A 15,559-nucleotide genomic window follows, 5' to 3' on the forward strand; every position below is an offset into this window, starting at 1 on the left:
CACTGGCTTGTGATTCTGGAACTGTCGTTGATGGCATTAAAACTGCTTGGTTATGCCCGGGTTCCACCTCTCTTTCTCCAACGTAGCCCTTTTCGGTTCTCTGCTTTCCATCACCTTTCGGCTACTGAGCTTTGCTGATTTCTGACGGTTCAGCTACTAATTACTGATTAGTTTACCAATAGGTGTATCCGTCCTGGGGTAAGAACGATAGCCTTCATCCCATTTACTTGCCACATTTACGTTCCCACTACCAAGCCCATAGCAAAACTTTTACCGCCAAGCTGTCGCTCATGCCGGGCACACAAAAAGAAAGGGTCGCCTTGCAAGGCGACCCTTTTAAACTAATGAAAACTATTACTTTTCTTTGTAAAGTATGTAGAAATCGTGACCAGGTCTCATTGGGTTGTCATACCAACCTTTTACCCACGTTCTTTGGACTCGAACACCAACTGGTTGGTAAACTGGAACACTAATACAGTTGTCAACAACGAACTTTTGAATCTGCAAGTAAAGTTTTGCCCTAACTGCTGGATCTGTTTCTGCTGCGGCTTGTTCGATGAGCTGGTCAAGGCTCTTACCGCCAAGTTCTTTTCTTGGAGTGCTTACGAATTCCTGGAATTTCTTACCTTGTCTGGTCGAGTAATCGCCTTTGCTGTGGTAGTAGGTAAATATGAAATTGTCTGGGTCTGGGAAGTCAGCAACCCAGCCAAGTATAAACACTGGAAGTTCTCCACGCTTTGTTGCATCAAGGAATGTTGGCCATTGGAGTGGTTGAACATCTATCTTAACTTTTCCAGGTGCTGCCATTTCCATGTACATCTTTATCATTTCTGCAATTCTTTGTCTTGCAACGTTACCCTGGTTGTAAGCAACACTGAACTTGATTCCTTTCTTCAATACTTCTCCATTCCAAGCTTTCTGGAGATTTGCGCGCACTTCGTTCAAATTAAATTTGTAAAGTGGCAGAGTTGGGTCAAATCCAAGTAATCCTTCTGGCAACGCCGTTGGAATTCTCTTACCAAAACCTTTTAGAACATCCCTAATGAGTGCATCGTAGTTAATAGCTGCTGCAACAGCTTTTCTGGCATATACGTCGCTGAAGAAGTCAAGAGGTATTCCGTTACCATCCAGTTTTCCACTTCCAACATACTTACTTGATGGGTTGATAGACCAGTTGAAACCAACAACTGTTACAGAGAGTGTCGGAATGTTTTCGATAATCTGAATATCCTTGTTACCTCTAAGTTGGTCGAGGTATTCAAGAACCACTGCTATAGAATCTGCGTCACCTTTCTCAAGCATTGCTTTTCTTGTTGACCATTCGTCGATGCCCCAGATTATTACTTTCTTTAGTTTTGGAGGTTCTCTCCAGTAGTTTTCATTAGCAACAAGCGTAACTTTTTGTTGTTTTCTGTCCCATTCCACAAATTTGAAAGGTCCAGTACCCATTGCCCATGCATATAGTGGTGATTTTTCTTTTTGCATATCCTTGTATTTCCACCATGTATCTGGTTTTCCATCCCAAAGACCAAGTTTAACACATGTTTCTTTGTCAAGGATTGCTGCCCAGTTTGCACTTTGTGCGATGATATTGAGGAATGGACCGTATGGTCTCTTGAGCTTGATAACAACGTTGTCTCCCTGAACTTCTATCGCTGGGTCGACAACTTGTTTGTAGAAGTCTATCAGTTTTTGTTTATATTCCGGTTTTGGCTCGCCGTTTTTATCGTATATTTCACTAACTGGTTTCCCAACAAACTCTTCGAGAGCTTCATCTCTTGAGTGGACGCCAAAGATTGCATACCAAAGCATCCACATTGGACCGCCTTCTGGGTCATAGAGAAGACCGCGTTCAAATGAGTATTCAACATCTTCTGGTGTCAATGGGTTTCCGTTGTGGAACTTTACCCCTTTCCTTATTGGGAAGATGTAGGTCTTACCACCGTCTTTTATAAGACCGTTCTTAACCGTTGGAACCTCTGTTGCTAACTTTGGTTCGAATTCACTAACACTTCTGCCTTTGTACTGAATAAGGTTTTCGTAGACGTTGTAAATAACCTCGCCACTTGCTGTGTCATAAGCCAGATGTGGATCGAGAGTGTCCGGTTCGCCTATGGTTGCCGACACGTAAACCGTGGGATCAAACGCAAGGAGAACTGCCGCGAGGAGAACACTCAGCAATGCTACCAGTACCTTCTTCACAAAAATCCCCCCTTCAAAAGGATGATAATGTTAACTAAAAGTATTGAAACTTTCCAAAAACCGCATTATCCTTATAAAGAGGGGACACCCCCCAACCAACTCTCGACAAAGGAGGTATCCCGATATGAACAACTCAACGCTCTCTTGTCCAAAATGCGGTTCCACCAGCTTATACAAAAACGGTCATGACAAATACGGTAACCAACAATTCCTTTGCAAACTCTGCCATCATTCTTTCAAACTCTCCCATTCTCACAAACGCAAAAACTTCTCTTTCCCTTATCCCAAATGCACTTCTTGTGGTAAATCTATGCAAATTTACAAAGTCCGTCGCTCTTTCGTTGTCTTCCGTTGTAGAGCTTGTCGTACCAAAGATAGAGTACCTTTTAACCTCCCCGAACCAGTCACCCTTATTCCTGAGAAATTTAAATACTTCCGCTTCCCTATCTTTTTCGTCTTAAAGGCTTTCGTTTTGTATATGAAACACAATATGTCTTATCGCTCTCTTGCTCATTCTCTTAATATCAAAGTATCTCATGTCACCATATACAAATGGGTTATTAAATTGTGTACTTTATTCTCTGTACTTTTTCCAACATTTACCATCGAAAATGTTTTCTCAGTTCATGCTGATGAAACTGTTCTTGTGTTCAAAGAACAAAAGTACTATGTTTGGCTATTAGTTGATCACGAAACTAACTTAATTCTTTGTTGGCATGTCTCAAAGTATCGTGATATGGGACAAGTCAAAGTATTGCTCGAGAAGTTCTTTGGTAATTCAAAACCTAGAAACATTGAACTTATTACTGATGGACTTGGTGCATATGAAAGTGCAGTAAAGCTGTTGTTCAGAAATATCAATCACGTAGTGGTACCGCTCGGTAAAAACAATCAATGTGAATCTAAGTTTTCATTGTTGAAAGACTTTTTCCGACTCAAGCGAGGGCTGAAGAATACGAAGAATTTAGCAAAATACATTCAAGGCTTTTGTGTAGTGAAGAATCTTTGGAAAACACACAATGGCAATATCAATTGCATTCTTTCACACTTACACTCTTTCATCACTACAAGTTAACACTATCAAAAGGATGTGATGAGAGACTATTAACCCTGCATATTGGGTTCAGTTATATTATACCACACATTTCAAAAAAATTGCAATTGTTACTTTGAAGTTTTCAGTGACTTAAAGTGAAGAAAGAAAGATTACTGTAAATTACTGTAATTTTCTTTTTCAAGCTCAATATCTCTGTCGATTGGATTTACGCACCAGTCTTGCCAACGATTTTGTTTTTCAAAATTGGTTGACTTACAAATTTATATTTGGTATAATATCTTAGGCGATACAAATTTTTTTACCACGAGGAGGTTGAGTTTATGCTCCAAAAAGGTTCAATAGCTCCAGATTTTGAATTGTTTGATACAAATCTACAGAGAGTAAAACTCTCGGAGATCCAAGGAAAGGTAGTTTTGGTCTTTTATCCCGGGGCTTTTACAAGTGTCTGTGAAAAAGAACTTTGCACTTTCCGAGACATGCTAGCAAGATTCAACAATTTAAACGCAACTGTGCTTGGAATCAGTGTTGACAGCCCGTTTACTAACAAAGCATTTGCCGAGAAAAACAGACTCAATTTTAGTTTGCTCTCAGATTTTGGAGGCATGATTGCTCGGCAATACGGTGGTGTGCATGAGAACTTTGCCGGTATTCCACACTACACAGTTGCTAAGAGGGCTGTTTTCGTTGTTGAAAACGGACAAGTAATTTACGCGTGGGTTACTGAAGATCCACGGGTAGAGCCATTATATGATGAGATTGAAAAGGTACTTTGAAAACTATAAAAGGAGGGATTTAGCATGAGTGAAAAGGTATTTAAAGCTTTAAATGAGCAAGTAGGTAAAGAGATTTTCTCGGCATATTTATATCTTTCAATGGCAACATACTTCGATGCTATAGATTTGCCAGGTTTTGCAAAATGGATGAAAATGCAAGCCAAGGAAGAATTAGAACACGCAATGAAGATTTATGATTTTCTTTATGAACGCGGGTCAAGGGTTGAACTTCCTGCTTTGGAGAAACCTAAGAGCAATTGGAAAAGCCCGTTAGAAGCATTTGAAGCAGCGTATGAACACGAGAAATCCATAACAAAAAGCATCAACAATATACTGGAAATCGCAAGGAAAGAGAAAGATTACGCTACTGAACAGTTCCTTGCATGGTTTATAAAAGAGCAGGTTGAAGAAGAGGCTCAAACAGATTTGATAGTTAGAAAACTCAAAAAGCTCCAAGACAGTCCAACAGGTCTATACATGCTCGATAGAGAACTTGGAAGTAGAGAATAATTATCCAAGATAAAGGATAAAAATACAAAAAGCCAGCCATTAAGGCTGGCTTTTTCTTTTCTTTAATCATCAGAGTCTATGTCTGAAAAGTCTCGGCATGAATCTTTGGTTAAACAGAATAGTGCGTTGACTAAGATTCGTCAAACGTTCTTTAGCAGGTAACGTGTACGTCTTTCCATCGACAGTTATGCTTTCTTTGATTTCAAATGTTCTGTTGAAACCTGAGATTTTAACTTCATCCCCTTCTTTTAAATTCCTCCAGAATGGAACGAAATTTGCCGGGAACTTGTACTCTTTGTTATTCTCGTCCAGGATTACAATATTCGCATAGTTTCTACCAACTTCGATACTCTTGATTTTGGCTTTAAGTTCTGTTAACTGAACATCTTTCGGGATCCTATTTCTGAAAACAAGTCTATAGCCGTTTGTTTCCAAACTAGTAGGTATGAAAGCCGTAATCTTTGAGCCTTTGACAGTTACTTTTTCATCAGGTTTTACCACTAATGAGAGTTTTCCGGCAACAGGTACTTTGACTTCAGTCTCATCTGTTGTTAATACCAAATATCCAAATCCTCCTGGACGGTACACTACTTCTTTAACTGTTCCTGTAATTTCAAAAGGTACCTTTTCCAAAATGAAGGTGTTTAGAAGACTTTCCACCTGCGGTTGGGCAGCTGAAAAGACTACAAATGACGTGAGCAAAACAAAGAGCAACGGTAATACTTTTCTCATAACCACACTTCCCCTTCTAAGGATGGATAGTAGTTCAATCGCTCATCGAGAGTTATTATATTATTGAAAGCTTAAAACATCCTTAGAAACCTTTGTGGAATGGCTGACATGTGATCATAAGTTAGAGAATCACATTTTCAGTTTTTGTGAATAGTAGTGGGCTAGTCTTACAGGTTCCGGTAGTTTAAAACCATTTAGGAGGGATTTAACAATATGGAGGGAACTTTCTAGATCCGTTTTATATCCTGGGGAAATTACTATTGGTTTTGTATTTTTCTTTGAAAGATAACAAAAGCCTATGACTTCTCCGTTTCTATCCTTTAGTTCGGTGGCCTGTCCAACAAAGGAAGGTTTTTCACACTTCCCATATAATATAGTCTTTGCTACTCCGATTGTAGGAATATTCAGGAGTATACCAACATGTGATGCTATTCCAAGCCTTCGAGGGTGCGCAATTCCTTGACCGTCAAACAAGATTACATCCGGAGTATTTTTGAGTTTTTCAAAACATTTTAAAATTACAGGTGCCTCTCGAAAAGCAAGGAACCCTGGAATATACGGAAAGGTAACCTTAAGCCTTTCATGCACTACTTCAATAATTTCAAAGTTCTTATTTATCACAACAACAATTCCTAATGCCTGGTCGTCAACATAGCTAACATCAACACCAGCAATCAAAGACACCTTAGAAAAATCAAGAGGAACTAAGACAAGTTTTTTCAAAAATTCTTTTTGTATCCTTTCTGCTTCCTCTAGAGTCTTTGGGTACAAAAAATTTGAAATATCAACCATACTTTTCATTCCAATATCCAAAATACCTTTTTAAAGAATTTTGAGAAGTATTAATGAATATACATTCGAAACTGCCAAACTTATGAAAACAACAAAAAAAGAATATTTAATAAAATTGCGAAACGTTATCTCTTTACCTTTGTATTTTTTCGTGAGTGTAAGTCCAACGACGTTTGCCGATGCACCAACAGGCGTCAGGTTACCACCTAAACAAGCGCCCAAAGCCAAAGCGTACCAGAGCGGAGTTATGTTGGAAAATTGGGGACTGATTGCTGGTAAACCTTTTATCACCGGAATCATTGTTGCAGTAAACGGGATGTTGTCTACAAATCCAGAAAGAATGCCAGATGCCCACACTATAACGGAAGACAGGGTAACCATGGAACCAGATGATATCTTAACAAGGAAATTTGCTATGTCTTTCATTATCCCAACTTTCTCCATAGCACCCGTTATAATGAAAAGACCAAGGAAGAAGAAGATAACTTCCCACTCCACCTTTTCCAAAAATGGAGTAATCTCTTGAGGTTCAAATATCAACAAACCAAAAAAACCAGCAATAAGACCTATAATAGAGCTTTCGAGCTTTAGAGGTTTTTGTAGCAGGAATAAAAAGATTACGAAAAACATGAATCCAGAAGCTATTACAAATCGTCTTCTGCTTTTAATAACCTTTGATTCATCAAATCCATCTAGAAACTCCCTTGAAAATTGCCTATTGAATTCCTTTCTGAAAATAACGACCAGTGAAACATCGGTCAAAAACAATATAATTAAATTCACAGGAATCATATATTTTATGAACTCAGTGAATGGAATCTTGGCTGCGGAAGTAATTAATATGTTTGGTGGATCACCTATTGGAGTCATTGTACCACCAATGTTAGATGCGAATATCTCTCCAAGAACAAAAGGAATAGGGTCTATGTTTAGAATATCGCCGATTGCAAATGTAACAGGAACGAATATCAGAATCGTTGTTACGTTATCGATAAAAGCTGAAACAAAAGCAACAACAAATGTCATGGCAAAAAACAATTTTGGTAAGCTCGTGCCAGCGATTTTGACAGTCTTAATAGCTATGTACTCAAATATCCCTGAGGTTTCCATTACGCGTACAAATATCATCATACCAATGAGAAAGAGCAAAGTATTGATGTCTATAGATTCTTTTAAACCTTCATACGGGTCAGGAAAAACTCTTATAGCTAATAATGTTAATCCTCCAACCATAGCGGCAATGGTTTTGTTGAGTTTTCCAGTAACAACAAAGTACAAAACTAACGAAAACGTCAAGGCTACTACTAATTTCAATTGCTTCACCTCCTAAAAATGCTACTTTAAAACCCGGTGAAGGAAAAGACTAACAAAAACACACTTGAGATTATACCACTAAGCAAAACCGGCTTCAACATATTCTTTGTGAACTGAAGAAACGTTAATCGTTCGTTTTTTAAATTCTTGAAAAGGTTGTTACCAACGATATTACACATAGATGCTATCGGGGTCAAGTTCCCCCCGATGCCAACTCCAATGGCAAGGGCCCAGTACAGTGTATTGGGTGCTCCCATAAGGACTAATTTTTTAATGATGACCAAATACATTAGGGTAACTGGTAGGGCGCTTAGAAATCCTGTCAAGAAAATTGAAGACCACAGAACAGACAAAACGAGCAAATACGGACTGTTTATTTTGGAAAGTACGGAGACAAAAGGTCTATAAAAATTAAGGTGCTCTATTGAAAAATTCAAAAGGTACAAACCTGATATGAGTATTAATGTGTCCCAGTCAATTTCATCTACAACCGATTGAAAATTTTTCCCCTCAACAAACAAAACGCTCATCGCTCCTAGCATTATTATTGTTCCAAGCTCAATACCAAGTTCTTCGTGAAAGACCATCAAAGTAACAATAAAAACAAATGCAAGTAGATAATACTGCCATTTACGGTTTTGAGAAGTATCGTTCTCCACACTTGATTGGAATATCGTATTTACAGCTTCTGCACGGAGTTTTCTCCCTAAGAATATAAATTGTACAAGCAGCAGAGCTATACCAACAGGCATTAGATGGGTTATAAAAGATATGAAACTCAAACGGGACACGCTGTAAATAATTATGTTTGGAGGGTCGCCTATGGCTGTTGTCATTCCACCTAGGTTGGAAAAAAGCACAGCATTTATAAGGAGCAATTTAGAATCTATTTGAAGCGCGTCGGAAATATAGAAAAGTATCGGTATGAAAATCAAAATAGTAGTGACATTATCCAAGAAACTCGAGAGGAAGAATATAGCGAAGTATATGAAGAATATAGCTACGTAAACCCTTCCTCTACTGGCTTTTAGGATTATTTTGGAGATTTCAACAAAAACACCGTTTTCCTTTAAAATGGAAACCAATGTCATCATTCCAAGAAGAATAAACAGAGTGTTAAAATCGATGATTAAGGATAACCGTGAAAAGTCAAAGTTACCAATAACTAAGACTGACGTTAAGCCGAACAAAAACGTTGTTACAGAAGAAATTTGAGGCAAAAAAATTATGTAAGCGTAAGCTACTGCATACAAAAGCAAAACTATTCCAATCAATTATTCTCACCCTGCCTAAGTTTAATGAGTTTTTCAACTAATATTTTAGTTTCTTCTTCTGTTATTTTTTCCAAAGTGTCATATTCCGAGAAATCTTTTTGCATCTCCTCGTAGAATTCGGCTGAAGGCTGGCTTTCTTCAACCCAGCTATCTCTTTGAACCCTCAATTTACTTAAAAGTCCTGCTTCAATACTTTCCATCTCTATCTGTTCTACTTGAGACATCTTTTCTTGTGGTTGTGTAACTATTTCTTTCCCCAGGTCCTCGATTAATTCTTTAGTTTCGCCCAGTATTTCCTCAACGATCTTTTCTCTTTCAACCTCTTTCTCAGGAGCCTCAGCTAAATGTTCTTTTTCTAATTCTTCTGCACCTTTAGCTTCTGTTGGTTTTTGCTTTGTTTCCTCTTTTTGAGGTATTTGTTCGAAGATATCTTTGAAAACATCAATTTCACTTTGCAATAGTTGTTCAAAATCAACAATTCTTGCTTCTTTTGGTATAAGTTCGAACTCCTCAGAAAACAATTTTTCAGAAGGCTCTACAAAACTTTCAGAAACATTTTGACCAACGGTCGAGGGTGGCAAGGTGGCTTCGGCAGGTTTTTTAGGAAGCTCAATTACCATCCTTCTAGCTTTGTAAATTCTAAACTCTGCAATCAAAAGAACAGCAAATGTTATCACAAAGATGAGAAAAATAGGTAAAAAGTTACTTTTAGATTTTTTCTCCACTTGAGAAGCTACTTGTGTAGCTTCTTCTACAGTTGTTGGTCTGTAGGTTGAAATCCATTTTTTCCATTCATCCTGAGCTTTTCGCTGGCTTATAGAATCAAGCAGGGCTCTGACAAATTCATTGTTGTAACCGGCAAGATAACTTCTTGCTTTGTCGTAGTCACCCATCATATAGGCAGATATACCCATTTTAAACTTTATCTGAGAATCGTATCCTTCTATTGTAGGATCGGTCGAGAACGCTAACTCGTAATTTTTCAAAGCAGTCGAATAGTCCCCGGATTTATAGGAAAGTTCCGCAGCAGAGTAATATTCTATTGCCTTCTGTGAAACTGCTAACAGTAAGGTCACATGACTTAAAAATATCACAAATGTGATTAGAAAAACCAAAAATCTTCCATTGGGTTGTTCCCACAGTAAGTAGGAGCGTTCAGAAGACATAAATGCACCTCTCACACCGCTCAATAAATCTAAACACTTTTTTGAGCATCTATGAGTGCTAAGAATTCTGCATTTGTTTTCGTATCTTTAAGCTTGTTTAGAAGTAATTTCAGACCTTCTTCTTCGCTCATGGAATCAAGCATACGTCTCAATAACCAGATTTTCTTAAGGTTGGACTGCTCAATGAGCAGTTCCTCTCTTCTAGTTCCAGAAAGTGTAATGTTAATTGCTGGGAATATCCTTTTGTTTGCAAGTTGTCTTGACAAAACCAGCTCCATGTTACCTGTTCCTTTGAATTCTTCGAATATTACTTCGTCCATTTTTGAACCGGTTTCAACAAGTGCGGTTGCTATTATGGTCAAACTTCCACCCTCACGAGTGTTACGGGCAGCTCCGAAGAATTGCTTAGGTTTATGAAGCGCAGCAGGGTCAACACCACCAGTTAATAATTTCCCACTCGGTGGTACCGTTACATTGTAGACTCTTGCAAGCCTTGTCAAACTATCCAAAAGCACAACAACGTGATTGCCGTACTCCACAAGTCGCTTACACATTTCCAATGTTAATTCAGCTATTTTTATTTGCTTTTCAGATGGCATATCAAAGGGGGCGGCAATTACTTTTGCATCAACAGATTCTTTAATATCGGTTACCTCTTCCGGTCTTTCATCAATTAGCAAAACTATTCTGAATGTATCCGGATGATTTTCCGCAATTCCATTCGCAATCTCTTTAAGGATTGTTGTTTTCCCAGCTTTTGGTGGTGCAACAATCATACCTCGTTGCCCTTTTCCTATTGGAGCAAATAAATCTATAAGCCTTGTAGAGAAAACGTCAGGTTTGGTTTCAAGTATATATCGCTCTTTTGGATAATCTGGAGTAAGGTTTTCAAAATTGACACGTTCGTTGGCAAATTCTGGTGGTTTATAATTTATTGCTTCAATCTTAATCATTGCGTTGAAACGTTCACCCTCTTTTGGAGGACGGATAACACCGGAAACTATGTCTCCGGTATTCAGATTAAATTTTCGAATTTGTGATTGTGAAACGTATATGTCTTTTGGTCCTGAAAGCATCGTTTCCAAACTTCTCAAAAAGCCATAGCCATCCGGGGCTATTTCAAGTACACCTTCTCCAAAAAAGTATCCTTCAGCTTTTGCTTTCGCTTCGAGAATTTCGAATATTAAATCCTGTTTCCTCATACTAGTATATCTTGGAATGTCGTATTTTCTCGCTAGCTCATACAATTCTTTCATTGTCATTTCTTCAAGTTGTTTCATGCTGATACCTTCGCTCAACTATTAGCCACCTCCTAAAAATCAAAAAAATCATTAACCCATGATAAAAAACGCTACTTTGTTCTGAAAAGTCTATCTCCTGCATCACCGAGTCCTGGGAGGATGTAACCGTGGTCATTCAATTCTCTGTCTAGGGAAGCTGTGTAAATATCTACATCTGGATGTGCCTCTTCCAATGCTTTGACTCCTTCAGGCGAGGCTATAAGTGATATGAAGGTTATTCTCTTGCCACCAAGTTCTTTGACCTTTCCAATGGCATCAATTGCAGATACTCCTGTTGCAAGCATAGGGTCTAGGATGAAGATTTCACTTTTATCATGTAATTTCGGGGTTTTAAAGTAATAGTCAACGGCTTTCAGTGTTACTGGATCTCTATAGATACCAATATGACCTACCGATGCATTCGGAAGCAGCTCGAGAATTCCATCAACCATTCCAAGCCCTGCCCTTAGTATGGGAATTACAACAATGTCTTTATCGTTTATGTAATAACCCTTCGTCTTTTCCAAAGGTGTTTCTACCTCTATTTCGTAAACCTCAATGTGTCTGGTCGCTTCGTATGTTATAAGAAGTGTAATCTCTCTGAGTAATTCTCTGAATTCTTTGGGTCCGGTTTCCTTTTTACGCATTATGGTCAGCTTGTGTTTGATTAAGGGATGTTCAACCACGTGTAGCATTATTATCCCTCCACTGTTTGTAAAATTCCAAGTTCTTTGAGCTGTTGTTCGATATCATATTGCATAAGTTTTGGTATTATCAAATCGAGGTTCCCGTCAAGAACTGCTTGAAGATTATATATTGTCAAGTTTATCCTGTGGTCCGTCACCCTGTTTTGTGGGAAGTTGTAAGTTCGAATCTTTTCGCTTCTTTCACCAGTACCTATTTGATTTTTTCGTTCTGAAGATATCTTTTCTTCCTGCTCTCGACGTGCAAGCTCATACAGCTTCGAGCGAAGAACCATCATTGCCTTTTCTTTATTTTGATGTTGGGATCTCTCTGATTGACAAGTAACTACAATTCCCGTAGGTAAGTGCGTGATTCTAACTGCTGATTCTGTTTTGTTTACATATTGTCCCCCGGCACCTGATGCCCGATATGTATCAATTCTTATGTCTTTTGGGTCAATGTATATGTCTACATCTTTGATTTCGGGCAAAACAGCTACAGTTGCAGTTGATGTATGTATCCTTCCTCCAGATTCTGTGACCGGGACCCTTTGGACTCGATGAACCCCTCTTTCATACTTCATATAGGTACCACTATTTTTACCTTTTATCCTTACAACCACTTCCTTGTAACCACCCAAGTCGGACTTACTTTCATCAAGAATTTCTGTTTCCCAACCCTTTGATTCGGCATATCGTAAATACATTCTCAACAAATCCCCTGCGAAAAGTGCCGCTTCTTCACCACCAGTGCCTGCACGAATTTCTAAGAATACGTTTCTATCTCTGAATTCGTCTTCAGGAAGAAGTTGGGCGATTATCTCATTGGCTAACTTCTCTAACTGGCGGTCTATTTTCTCAATTTCAACTTCGCTACCAGGCTCTTCTTTCCAAAGTTCCTTTTCGTCTAGTAGATTAAAATACTCAGTTATCTTTTCGTCAATTTCTTTAAAATTACTATAATCAGCTGATATTTTAATCATTTCTTTCAAATCCAAATTTTCTGTCATTTTTCTTTCAAGCTCATCCAACATCTGTTTAACCCAAGTCCTGATACTTTCCATTAAATTCCTGTCCATCCTATCTTTTTAGCCACCTCCTCTGGATTGCGAGCAAAACCGATTACTGTTTCTTTCGTTATTTCTCCAGTGAAATATGCTTTTAGTAAAGCGTCGTCAAAAAGCACGTTACCAAGCTTTTGAGCAGTTTGCATGATACTTTCTATTTGGTGTATCTTTCCCTCTCTTATGAGATTTTTTACAGCAGCGTTAGCTACAAGAATTTCGGCAATTGGCATCATTCCTATCGTTTTCTTTGGGACAAGTCTTTGATAGATAACGCCAACCAGTGTGTTGGCAAGTTGCAGAGAAACTTGTTTTTGCTGATGTGCAGGAAAAACATCAACGATTCTCTCAGGAGCTGTTGCGGCGGAATTTGTGTGAAGAGTTCCAAGCACAAGATGTCCCGTTTCGGCAGCAGTTAAAGCTAATGATATCGTCTCTAAATCCCTCATTTCACCAACGAGAATTATATCAGGGTCCTGTCTGAGAGCGTATTTGAGACCATCTGCAAATGACTCCGTGTCCCTTCCAACTTCGCGTTGATGGATCAATGAGTTCTTGTTTTCGAAAACGTATTCTATGGGGTCTTCTATTGTAATAATGTGGTAAGCGTATTTAGAGTTAATGTAATCAACCATGGCTGCAAGGGTCGTTGATTTACCACTACCCGTAGGACCTGTTATAATAATTAACCCTGTATCCCTGTCACAAAAATCTCGAATTGTTGTTGGCAGCCCGAGTTCTTCGAAAGTTCTTATACGTTTGGTAATAATTCTTAAGGCAAGTGCAGGGTTACCACGTTCGTAGTAGAGATTTGCCCTAATCCTAACATCTTCGAATCCGAAAGAAAAGTCTACTTCTTTATTATGACTCATGATGTCATGTTCTTCCAAAAGTCGAGTTACAATTTCCTTTACCTCACCATAAGAAAGTGGTGAGTAACCCTGCATTTTTGTTAGATAACCGTCCACACGAATTATCGGAGGATTTCCCACAGATATATGAACATCGGTAGCCCTTGCATTTTTTGCTTTACTTATGATTTCATAGATATCAACCATGTGATGCTCACATCCTTTCTTTTAATTTAGTCCGTGAGCAGAATCTTTAACTTCTCCAAAACAGGGTCGTGCTCATCATCCGAAAGCTCTACAACAACTTCTCTGTTCTTGCCTGATTTTTTCTGGTAAAGTAGAGCTATTTGGTCTTTCTTTTCTTTCATTACCTCATAACTGAACTGTTTTGATTTGTCAAAGACAATTCTTACAACATCGTCGAGTTCATAGACTGTAGCAAGAGACAAACCAACAAATATGGATAAATCCCCATTGAGTTTTAAGTCTTCTAATATTTCTTTTGTCACAAATGTTTGATTTAGTTGAGATGTGTTTTCTGAAGCAGAACGTTCTACCTCTTTTCCATCTAGAGCTGAAAGCTTTGTAGCTTCAGGAGATTCTTTTGGATTTTCTTCTTGCTTGAGCTCACCAAATTGCTTAAGTGGCACTTCTGACCCAGGTTGCATGAGTTCAGCTTTTTCAAAACCAACTGCTGATATTTCTTCTTTTTCTTCGTTAGTTACTTCGACTTTTCTAGCGTGCACCACTTGAGTTAATGCTTGCTTCTCATTTGCAACTTGAGTGTGGTTAGTTGCTCTTTCACCTTTTGTCAAAATCGTTGAGGTTATCTCTGAAGTTCCAGTTCCACCCGATTTATTGACTGTTAGCGCCAGACTAATTACCAATACTTTTGCTAATAGTAGTTTTTCTTCGGCAATTTTCAACTCTTTTTGTATTCTATAAATTTCGGAAGCTAACTTAATACCTTGAGCGCTTTTATTTTCCAACAGTTTTTCCATAACTTGTGTCAGAAATGTGTCAAAATCTCCTCTTTCGGTGTAAACTTCATCAATAATACCTTCAATGTCTTCAAAATTTCCGGAGAGTATAGCCTCGATAAATTTATCTATTGTTTCCTCACTTACTAATCCCAAAGCTTCGTTCACAGTTTCTGGAGTAACTTCTCCGCCTGAGTACCTCACTACTTGTTCAAGGATGGAAAGTGCATCTCTAAGTCCACCTGCAGCCTTTTTCACTATTTTCTCTAAAGCATCTTCTGTTACATCGTAACCTTCTTTAATACAAATTTCTCTGAGCCTGTTTTTAATTTCATTGTTTGATATATTCCGGAATTCCAAAACCTGGCATCGAGAAATGATAGTCGGAGGTATCTTTTCGGGGTTTGTCGTGGCTAGGATAAAGACAACATGTTCGGGAGGTTCTTCAAGGGTCTTTAAAAGGGCATTGAATGCCTCTTTCGTAAGCATATGAACTTCGTCAATAATATAAACTTTATGTTTCCCCATAACTGGAGTGAAATTGACACCATCTCTTATTTTCCTTACTTCATCAATACCCCTGTTTGATGCAGCATCAAGTTCTATAACATCTAAATGCGAGCCACTGTCGATAGCTTTACAAGAAACACATTCATTGCATGGCTCCTCATACTGATTCTTCTCACAGTTTAATGATTTTGCTATAATTCTTGCAGTTGTGGTTTTTCCTGTTCCGCGAGGACCAGCAAATATGTATGCATGACTAATCCTTCGTTTTTCAAGAGCGTTTTTTAATAACCTCTTAATATGTTCTTGTCCCACTATTTCTGAGAACCTTGTAGGCCTATATTTTCTATACAGCGCTTCCATATGCTCCACCT

At 38.4% G+C, this 15,559-nt stretch carries 14 protein-coding genes; 3 read left to right on the top strand and 11 right to left on the bottom strand.

Going from position 1 to position 15,559, the window contains the following annotated elements:
* Positions 1-354 precede the first annotated feature (354 nt).
* The gene (locus FERPE_RS03735; protein WP_014451322.1) at positions 355-2,202 is read right to left on the bottom strand and encodes an ABC transporter substrate-binding protein; all 1,848 of its coding nucleotides are present in this window, start codon (positions 2,200-2,202) and stop codon (positions 355-357) included.
* A 124-nt stretch (positions 2,203-2,326) separates the two neighbouring features.
* Between FERPE_RS03735 and FERPE_RS10590 the strand changes: the two genes are divergently transcribed.
* The 3 genes from FERPE_RS10590 (at position 2,327) to FERPE_RS03750 (ending at position 4,542) form a co-directional block, all read left to right on the top strand.
* Positions 2,327-3,277, top strand: coding sequence for a DDE-type integrase/transposase/recombinase (locus tag FERPE_RS10590; protein WP_014451107.1), 951 nt, complete (start codon positions 2,327-2,329; stop codon positions 3,275-3,277).
* Positions 3,278-3,579: 302 nt separating this feature from the next.
* Positions 3,580-4,032, top strand: coding sequence for a peroxiredoxin (locus FERPE_RS03745; protein ID WP_014451323.1), 453 nt, complete (start codon positions 3,580-3,582; stop codon positions 4,030-4,032).
* 24 nt (positions 4,033-4,056) lie between these two features.
* Positions 4,057-4,542, top strand: a complete 486-nt coding sequence (locus FERPE_RS03750) for a ferritin (RefSeq protein WP_014451324.1) — start codon at positions 4,057-4,059, stop codon at positions 4,540-4,542.
* Positions 4,543-4,611: 69 nt separating this feature from the next.
* Here the strand turns inward: FERPE_RS03750 and FERPE_RS03755 are convergent, their stop codons facing one another.
* The 10 genes from FERPE_RS03755 to dnaX form a co-directional block, all read right to left on the bottom strand.
* Positions 4,612-5,274, bottom strand: coding sequence for a hypothetical protein (locus FERPE_RS03755; RefSeq protein ID WP_041262813.1), 663 nt, complete (start codon positions 5,272-5,274; stop codon positions 4,612-4,614).
* 129 nt (positions 5,275-5,403) lie between these two features.
* Positions 5,404-6,075 (bottom strand): endonuclease V, encoded by a 672-nt coding sequence (locus FERPE_RS03760; protein WP_014451326.1) that lies wholly within the window; start codon positions 6,073-6,075, stop codon positions 5,404-5,406.
* A gap of 21 nt (positions 6,076-6,096) precedes the next feature.
* Positions 6,097-7,380: an ArsB/NhaD family transporter gene (locus tag FERPE_RS03765; RefSeq protein ID WP_014451327.1), complete on the bottom strand. Its 1,284-nt coding sequence runs from the start codon at positions 7,378-7,380 to the stop codon at positions 6,097-6,099.
* A gap of 26 nt (positions 7,381-7,406) precedes the next feature.
* Positions 7,407-8,654 (bottom strand): ArsB/NhaD family transporter, encoded by a 1,248-nt coding sequence (locus tag FERPE_RS03770; RefSeq protein WP_014451328.1) that lies wholly within the window; start codon positions 8,652-8,654, stop codon positions 7,407-7,409.
* Positions 8,651-9,820: a tetratricopeptide repeat protein gene (locus tag FERPE_RS03775; protein WP_014451329.1), complete on the bottom strand. Its 1,170-nt coding sequence runs from the start codon at positions 9,818-9,820 to the stop codon at positions 8,651-8,653. The genes FERPE_RS03770 and FERPE_RS03775 overlap by 4 nt, the downstream gene beginning before the upstream one ends.
* Positions 9,821-9,849: 29 nt before the next feature.
* Positions 9,850-11,100, bottom strand: coding sequence for a transcription termination factor Rho (rho, locus tag FERPE_RS03780; RefSeq protein ID WP_211204761.1), 1,251 nt, complete (start codon positions 11,098-11,100; stop codon positions 9,850-9,852).
* Between the two features lie 71 nt (positions 11,101-11,171).
* Positions 11,172-11,795: a uracil phosphoribosyltransferase gene (upp, locus tag FERPE_RS03785; protein WP_014451331.1), complete on the bottom strand. Its 624-nt coding sequence runs from the start codon at positions 11,793-11,795 to the stop codon at positions 11,172-11,174.
* 2 nt (positions 11,796-11,797) lie between these two features.
* Complete coding sequence (gene prfA, locus FERPE_RS03790; protein ID WP_014451332.1) at positions 11,798-12,847, bottom strand: peptide chain release factor 1; 1,050 nt, start codon at positions 12,845-12,847, stop codon at positions 11,798-11,800.
* Positions 12,847-13,905: a type IV pilus twitching motility protein PilT gene (locus tag FERPE_RS03795; protein ID WP_014451333.1), complete on the bottom strand. Its 1,059-nt coding sequence runs from the start codon at positions 13,903-13,905 to the stop codon at positions 12,847-12,849. The genes prfA and FERPE_RS03795 overlap by 1 nt, the downstream gene beginning before the upstream one ends.
* Positions 13,906-13,931: 26 nt before the next feature.
* The gene (dnaX, locus tag FERPE_RS03800) at positions 13,932-15,548 is read right to left on the bottom strand and encodes a DNA polymerase III subunit gamma/tau (protein ID WP_014451334.1); all 1,617 of its coding nucleotides are present in this window, start codon (positions 15,546-15,548) and stop codon (positions 13,932-13,934) included.
* Positions 15,549-15,559 lie beyond the last annotated feature (11 nt).

The organism is Fervidobacterium pennivorans DSM 9078, assembly GCF_000235405.2.
GTDB lineage: Bacteria > Thermotogota > Thermotogae > Thermotogales > Fervidobacteriaceae > Fervidobacterium > Fervidobacterium pennivorans.

Bases quoted from the DNA above. Each gene is read 5' to 3' on its own strand.
- FERPE_RS03775 (WP_014451329.1), bottom strand. From the start codon at position 9,820: ATGTCTTCTGAACGCTCCTACTTACTGTGGGAACAACCCAATGGAAGA.
- upp (WP_014451331.1), bottom strand. From the start codon at position 11,795: ATGCTACACGTGGTTGAACATCCCTTAATCAAACACAAGCTGACCATA.
- prfA (WP_014451332.1), bottom strand. From the start codon at position 12,847: ATGGAAAGTATCAGGACTTGGGTTAAACAGATGTTGGATGAGCTTGAA.
- rho (WP_211204761.1), bottom strand. From the start codon at position 11,100: ATGAAACAACTTGAAGAAATGACAATGAAAGAATTGTATGAGCTAGCG.
- FERPE_RS03745 (WP_014451323.1), top strand. From the start codon at position 3,580: ATGCTCCAAAAAGGTTCAATAGCTCCAGATTTTGAATTGTTTGATACA.
- dnaX (WP_014451334.1), bottom strand. From the start codon at position 15,548: ATGGAAGCGCTGTATAGAAAATATAGGCCTACAAGGTTCTCAGAAATA.
- FERPE_RS03755 (WP_041262813.1), bottom strand. From the start codon at position 5,274: ATGAGAAAAGTATTACCGTTGCTCTTTGTTTTGCTCACGTCATTTGTA.
- FERPE_RS03795 (WP_014451333.1), bottom strand. From the start codon at position 13,905: ATGGTTGATATCTATGAAATCATAAGTAAAGCAAAAAATGCAAGGGCT.
- FERPE_RS10590 (WP_014451107.1), top strand. From the start codon at position 2,327: ATGAACAACTCAACGCTCTCTTGTCCAAAATGCGGTTCCACCAGCTTA.
- FERPE_RS03750 (WP_014451324.1), top strand. From the start codon at position 4,057: ATGAGTGAAAAGGTATTTAAAGCTTTAAATGAGCAAGTAGGTAAAGAG.
- FERPE_RS03760 (WP_014451326.1), bottom strand. From the start codon at position 6,075: ATGAAAAGTATGGTTGATATTTCAAATTTTTTGTACCCAAAGACTCTA.